Source organism: Rhizobium sp. 01L419 (assembly GCF_056400025.1).
Genome location: NZ_JBFTSM010000028.1, coordinates 51,074 through 57,929, shown reverse-complemented (window position 1 = coordinate 57,929; position 6,856 = coordinate 51,074). Strand labels below are relative to the sequence as shown.

Sequence of the window (6,856 nt, the reverse complement as noted above, 5' to 3'; positions counted from 1 at the left end):
CCGCAACAGCCCTCCGGAAGATCGACGGATGGATCGAAGACTATAATGAAATCCACCCACACTCAGCGCTGAAAATGGCCTCCCCAAGGGAGTTCATCAAAGCATTGTCTCAATAGCTGATCTGTCCGGCGAAATGGGGGGCACTCCAGGGACAGATGCTCGCCACCGACATAAGGAGCGGGCAAAAGGTCGATCTGCCGTAAAAACCGGCGGCCGAACTAAAAGCCTAACCGAGCGAAGATCGGTTTGGCGAGCCGTTGCGCCGGCTTCACGGTTAAGGCGGACCGACGATCGCTTAAAGGAGGGGACCGTATCCGGTCCGGGATGCGCTGAACGAGCGATCTGTTCTCGCCTCGGCAGGACATCAGCGGTGGAGATAAGTGCAGGTGTTGTCTTCAATCGGTCGCGGTGGTAGTATTCTGTAGTATCGTTGCAGCTTTGGCGCGCGCTTTGCATGTTTCGTCTGTGAGTTGCCTCTGATCAGCAGAGAATCTCTCGCGCGTGAGACACTTACTCAGAAGCTTGCTTTCAACCGCCGCCACTCAACGGTGCCTCCGCATGTTTGTCTTAAACGTGCACGGATATACTGGAGGAAAAAATGAACACGTACACGATAAGTCTCACTCTCTTAGGCTGCCTTGCCTTGTCTGGCTGCCAATCTGCTTCGACGTCCCAGGGAGGACGCAGTAACGAGTTCGGCTGCATCGCCGGTACGGTCGGCGGCGCGGTCGTCGGCGGATTGCTTGGCGCGACCATTGGCTCGGGGACAGGGCAGCTCTGGGCTGTCGGCGGCGGCGCCACGCTGGGCGCTGCGGGTGGCAGTGCGTTGACATGTCATTGACGCGAAAGGTCGGAATTATGAAAAGAGTAGTCCTGCTGACGGGGTTCGTTTTCTTTACCGCCATTGCGGCCGATGCGCAGAATCAGCCGATAGCTATGAACCAGGGCCAAATGGACCGGCTCGATCGTGACAAGAATGGGGCGGTCGACCGATCTGAATATCAAGCCTTCATGACGTCGGCCTTCGCTGGTCTGGACAAGAACAAGGACGGCAGCCTGAACTCTGACGAAGTTACCCAAGTTCTGACTGTCCAACAATTCTCCGCCACCGACGCCAACGGTGACGGCAAGGTCAGCCAGAGCGAGTTCCTGAATAGGGTGATGGCTGACTTCAAGGCTGCCGACCGCGGCGGCGACGGGAGCCTGCAGTAACAAAAACGGCCCAAGCGCCAAGGCAAGTGTGTTCCGCTCGCCTCTATGCGGTAACGACGGCCAGGTGCGTTCGTCCGGCAGGCTTCACTGAGGCGGCCCGCACATAGTTCATCATGCCGGTCTCGTGAGGCTCGAAGATGTGGGACAGGGTTTGCCTACTCATCGCGTCGCAGGTTGCGAATTCGGTCGAAGAGGACGGCAAGCACAATTGCGCCGCCGATAAAACTACCTTGCCAGAACGCGTTGATGCCGAGCAAACCAAGACTGTTCCGGATAATCTCGATGAGTGCGGCGCCGATCAACGCACCAAAGGCAGTGCCGACGCCGCCAGCCAGGTTGGCGCCGCCGATAACCGCAGCGGCAATGACCTGAAGTTCCATCCCGGCGCCGATGTTTGTGGTGACGGCGCCGAGCCAGCCGGTTTGAATGATGCCGGCAACCCCCGCCGACAGGGCAGAAATCATATATACGATAACCTTGATCCTCGGCACGGGAACGCCCGTGAGAGTCGCGGCGTGCTCATTGCCGCCGATGGCAAAGACATAGCGGCCGAACTTGGTCCAGCGCAGCACGAAACCGGTAATGAGTGCCAACACGACCATGTAAAGCACCGGGTTGGCGATGCCAAAAAACCAGGCGCCACCGCCCAGCGCTAGTAGCTTGTCGTGATCGGGCCCGAACTCGAAAACGACGGTGTTGTTGGATGCCACCATCGCCAGGCTGCGCGCAATCGACAGCATCCCGAGCGTGACGACGAAAGGCGGGAAGCCAAGATAGGCAATCAATACGCCGTTGAAAGCTCCGACCAAAAGAGCAGTACCGATCGAAGCGGTGATACCGACTTCAATGCTGTATCCCGCGTGCATGACGACCGCCAGCACCATGCTGCACAGGCACAGCACGGAGCCAACGGACAGGTCGATGCCGCCGGTGATAATGACCAGCGTCATGCCCAGCGCGATAATTGCGACGAAGGTGACGTTGCGGGTGATGTTGTAGATGTTCTTCGCTGTCGCAAAGGAGTCCGTCGCCATCGACAGAAAAATGCAGGCGAGAATGACCGCAATCAGAACCCAGAATGTCTGGCCGCCCAAGACTGCTGCAAGCCAGCTCCGTTGCTTCTGTCCGATCGTCTGGTCAAGTGTAATCGCCATCGTCGACCTTCTTCGTTTTTGTTGCAACGGATAGCATCGATCACACCTGTTCGATGGCGCCGGTAATAAGCCCCGTCACTTCCTCCGGCGAACTTGCCGCAATCTGCTTGTCAGCGACCTTTCTGCCCCGCCGCATCACGATCACGCGGTCGGCAACCGAAAAGACGTCGGGCATGCGGTGGCTGATCAGGACAACGACGATACCGCGGTCACGCAACTGACGGATCAGATTGAGAACCTCAGCGACCTGACGCACGGAAATGGCTGCCGTCGGCTCGTCCATCAAGACGATTTTCGCTTCCGACAGCATGGTGCGGGCGATCGCTACCGCTTGCCGCTGGCCCCCTGACATTTGCTTGACGAGATCGCGCGGTCGCGTTTCGGATTTGAGTTCGCGGAAAATTTCTCCGGCGCGCTTGTACATGGTCTTGTAGTCGAGGATGCGAAGAGGCCATATGCCGCGGCGCAATTCTCGTCCGAGGAACACATTTGCTGCCGCCGTAAGATTGTTGCAGAGCGCCAGATCCTGATGAACGATCTCGATGCCATGCTGGCGTGCCTCCTTCGGCCGATGAAGCACGAGATCGGCGCCGTCGAGGCGCATGGTTCCATGGCTCGGTCGAAAGTTGCCGGCGATCATCTTCACCAATGTGGATTTGCCAGCGCCGTTATCGCCCATGAGGCCGACCACTTGCCCAGCTTCGAGTGAAAACGAAACATCGTTGACGGCCTGGATGGCGCCGAAATGTTTGGAAATATTGGTGAGTTCAAGAACCGCCACCAGCCTCCGGCCTCCCAAAACCTGCAGCTATCCGTCGCTCCGAACCCGACTTGTTTTCGACGCGCGGCTCCAGCGAATTCGCTTTTCCAACGTCCTCCCGGGAAAAGCGATTATGAGCATTTACGCAAAACCCTGCGACAGCGTCAACAGATTGTCCGAGGTATTGGGTCTATTGTCGCAAAAATCTGTTTTGTCAGACAAATATCATTTGACGCGGGCAGCGCCTGAATATTAGCTTTCAGTGGGGGAGAGAGAGCATGCTGATCCTTGTTACCGGTGCGACGGGCAAGGTCGGGCGGCACTTCATTGCTGGGCTGCTTGACGATCCGAGGTTTTCCAAAGCCCGTATTCGCGCGCTTTGTCATAATCGTTTGTGCGATGAAACCGACCGTGTCGCCGTCATCCGAGGCTCGATCGCCGACCGCGATGTTGTGGCAGCGGCGCTCCATGACGTTACCCATGTCGTGCATCTCGCCACATGCAAGGAAACGCCTGAAGACATCATGGACGTTACCGTCAAAGGTCTCTTTTGGCTGCTTGAAGAGTTCCGCGCGAGCGTCACGGCACGCCAGTTCATTCTGATCGGCGGCGATGCGGGCATAGGGCATTTCCACTATCGCCACAATGGGCCGATCACCGAGAACGCTCCTCACTGTGCCTATCCAGGAAGCTACGCGCTCTCCAAGGTCCTGGAAGAGGTCATGCTGGAGCAGTTCGGCATTCAGTACGGCCTCAATGGTTGTTGTCTGCGCGCGCCCTGGATCATGGAAAAGGATGATTTTAAATATACGCTTTCTTTTGGTGACGACCTCTTTGGCGGTCCAGACTGGAAGACACTCGTTCCTGAGGAAGCGGCGCGGCGTTATGCGGCCATGGGGACGGTGCCGCTGTTGCTCGATGCCGACGGCCGTCCGCTGAAACGCAATTTCGTGCATGTCGATGACCTGGCGTCGGCAATATTGGCGGCAATCGACAACCCTCGGGCCGAGCGGCAACTCTTCAATATCTGCATGGATCTACCCGTCGATTATGCTGAAGTTGCCGCCTACCTGTCGCGCACGCGAAATCTCGGCTCTGTCGAGATACCAAGCCGGTTCCATTCCAATTGGATGGACAACAGCAAGGCGAAATACCTTCTGGGTTGGCGGCCAAACTATAATCTCGAAATGCTTATCGACTCGGCATGGCAATACGAGCGTTCGGAGGAGGAGCCTCGTATCGTTTGGTATCCGGGTTGATGTCGTGTGGCGGGCACGTGGTGCCCGTCTGTTTCAAGGGAGGAAACTATGAGGAAGGCATTATTACTTACAGCCGCAGTCTTAGCACTAACCGCCGGGCAGGCCCTGGCCAAGAAGCAACTCGTCATCGTCGTCAAGGGCCTCGACAATCCGTTCTTCGAAGCAATCAACCAGGGTTGCCAGAAATGGAACAAGGAGAACCCCACTGCGGAATACGAGTGCTTCTACACCGGTCCGGCATCGACATCCGATGAAGCCGGCGAAGCACAGATTGTTCAGGATATGTTGGGCAAGGCAGACACGGCGGCAATCGCAATTTCGCCGTCGAATGCAAAGCTCATCGCCCAGACCCTGAAGACAGCCAATCCGACGGTTCCGGTGATGACGCTCGATGCCGATCTTGCAGCCGAGGATGCCGCGCTGCGCAAGACCTATCTCGGGACCGACAACTATCTGATGGGCGCACGCATCGGCGAATACATCAAGAAGGCCAAGCCGAGTGGCGGTAAGATCTGCACGATCGAAGGCAATCCGGGAGCGGACAATATTCTGCGCCGCGCGCAAGGTATGCGAGACACGCTCACCGGCCAGAAAGGTCTGACCGCGCTGAAAGGCGAGGGCGGCTGGACGGAAGTCGCAGGCTGCCCGGTATTTACCAATGACGACGGTGCCAAGGGCGTGCAGGCAATGACCGATATCCTTGCGGCCAATACCGACCTGGATGCATTCGGCATTATGGGTGGCTGGCCTTTGTTCGGCGCGCCGCAACCCTATCGCGATCTGTTCAAGCCGATGGCCGACAAGATCGCCAGCAACGATTTCGTCATTGGTGCCGCCGACACTATCGGCGACGAGGTCGCTATTGCGAAGGAAGGCCTGGTGACTGCGCTCGTCGGCCAACGGCCATTCGAGATGGGCTACAAGGCACCTTCGGTGATGATGGATCTGATTGCCGGCAAGCCGGTTGAAGATCCTGTTTTCACTGGGCTCGATGAGTGCACGAAGGACACAGTCGATACCTGCATTCAAAAGTAGGCTCGCGGTTTGGCGCACCTGATACAAGGGTGCGCCGACTGCCTCCACGAGACGGATCGAAAGATCTGCAGGGCTTGACGCGACCTAGATTCCGCGCTTTCTGGCGGGGTCAATCGCAGGCGACTTCCTCGTTATTACGATTGTTTTGATGGTACGTGCAGACAATCGAAGAATGCTGAGGCAGTAGAAAAGATGCCTGACAAAAAATCGGGAAAGCTGACGGCTCCGGCCGAGGTGGTGACGGTTGACCGTTCGGCCACCGCAAGGCGCCCAAATGCTCCCCGCATGACCGGGGCGAGTGTTCATGTGTCTTTGGCAGGCGAGATCGGCCTGCGAATCGTGCGCGGCGACTATCCGCCGGGCACGATCCTGCCGAATGAGGCAAAGTGGTCGGAAGTCTTCGAAGTCAGCCGATCGGCGGTGCGCGAAGCAATCAAGATGCTGATGGCAAAAGGCCTGCTGTCTTCCCGCCCGAAAATCGGTAGTTGGGTCGAACCCAAGGAACGTTGGAACCTGCTGGATCGGGATGTATTGGGCTGGTACGCCGCATCTCCCGATCGTGAATCGTTTCTGAGGGCCGTGCAGGAACTCAGGCATATGATCGAGCCGGAGGCGACAGCACTTGCTGCCGAGCGCCGAACGGAGGAGCAGATGAGCGCGATCAGTCAGGCCCTGCATGACATGGATCAGGCGACATCACTCCAGCAGCGCACAGAATCCGATGCGCGATTTCACATCGCAATCTTGCGCGCCTCCGGAAATGATCTGTTGGTGCCGCTCGGCGTCTTGATCGAATCGGCTCTGAACCAGCTCTTCGCCCATGTCACCCGGGAGGAAGACAATTTGCAGTATGCGCTGAAACTTCATGAGAATATTGAGAAAAGCATCCGATTGCAGCGACCTAACATGGCGCGCAACGCAGTCCGCAAGGTGCTGGCAAATACCGATCAAATCATAGCGCGGTGGTCACGATAGAAGTTGCATTTTGCCGGCCGAGGAAGCGGCCGCCAGTTCCGCTGGCGTATCTTCGCCAGCGAATAGCGCAAAGCCCGCATTAGAAGCCAAAAAGGTAGGCCGGCCAAGAGCGGACTTCTTTGTTGGCAGCAGAGCGATGATTTAGCACCCGGTCAGAGGCGCGCGTCTGCTTTTGCAAAATTTTCGGATGCCTAGGCAGCAATGGGCCATGAGATTCTGGCGGCGTTTCCAGTGAGCTGGAGGTTACTTCAAACAGAGACAAGCTTCTACAAAGCATAGATAGCTGATGTTCTTGTCGCCTGCCAGCTGTGAAGAATGCATCCCACCGCTAAGCCATAAGCATAGTGCGCTAATCCTTGCCGGGATATTCGAGCCTAGTCTATAAAATTCGAATGTGCTAAATTTAAAGGCGAGTGGACGTTCCACAATTTCCGTTTAGCGACCTTCATCGACCTTTCGAG

The 6,856-nt window shown here is 57.0% G+C and carries 8 protein-coding genes; 6 read left to right on the top strand and 2 right to left on the bottom strand.

Annotated features, from left to right (window positions below; translation table 11 throughout):
• From AC1DUP_RS34185 to AC1DUP_RS34175, 3 genes are all read left to right on the top strand, one after another.
• On the top strand, window positions 1-116 hold a 116-nt coding region (locus tag AC1DUP_RS34185; RefSeq protein WP_477832141.1), incomplete at its 5' end, for an integrase core domain-containing protein.
• Between the two features lie 482 nt (window positions 117-598).
• On the top strand, window positions 599-841 hold the full coding sequence (locus tag AC1DUP_RS34180; protein ID WP_113296744.1) for a glycine zipper 2TM domain-containing protein: 243 nt from the start codon (window positions 599-601) through the stop codon (window positions 839-841).
• A gap of 17 nt (window positions 842-858) precedes the next feature.
• Complete coding sequence (locus tag AC1DUP_RS34175; RefSeq protein WP_115036221.1) at window positions 859-1,212, top strand: EF-hand domain-containing protein; 354 nt, start codon at window positions 859-861, stop codon at window positions 1,210-1,212.
• A gap of 155 nt (window positions 1,213-1,367) precedes the next feature.
• On the opposite strand, the gene AC1DUP_RS34170 is transcribed toward AC1DUP_RS34175, so the two are convergent.
• Entirely contained in the window at window positions 1,368-2,366 is a 999-nt protein-coding gene (locus AC1DUP_RS34170) for an ABC transporter permease (RefSeq protein WP_113296746.1), read from the bottom strand.
• Window positions 2,367-2,406: 40 nt separating this feature from the next.
• A complete protein-coding gene (locus AC1DUP_RS34165; RefSeq protein WP_113308313.1) occupies window positions 2,407-3,147 on the bottom strand; it encodes a sugar ABC transporter ATP-binding protein in 741 nt (246 codons plus the stop codon).
• Between the two features lie 257 nt (window positions 3,148-3,404).
• Between AC1DUP_RS34165 and AC1DUP_RS34160 the strand changes: the two genes are divergently transcribed.
• From AC1DUP_RS34160 to AC1DUP_RS34150, 3 genes are all read left to right on the top strand, one after another.
• Window positions 3,405-4,385 (top strand): NAD-dependent epimerase/dehydratase family protein, encoded by a 981-nt coding sequence (locus tag AC1DUP_RS34160; RefSeq protein WP_477836936.1) that lies wholly within the window; start codon window positions 3,405-3,407, stop codon window positions 4,383-4,385.
• Window positions 4,386-4,433: 48 nt separating this feature from the next.
• Window positions 4,434-5,420 carry a substrate-binding domain-containing protein gene (locus AC1DUP_RS34155; protein ID WP_113296749.1) on the top strand — a complete coding sequence of 329 codons (987 nt, stop codon included), beginning with the start codon at window positions 4,434-4,436 and terminating at the stop codon, window positions 5,418-5,420.
• Between the two features lie 192 nt (window positions 5,421-5,612).
• Entirely contained in the window at window positions 5,613-6,395 is a 783-nt protein-coding gene (locus AC1DUP_RS34150) for a FadR/GntR family transcriptional regulator (RefSeq protein WP_113296750.1), read from the top strand.
• Window positions 6,396-6,856: the final 461 nt, after the last annotated feature.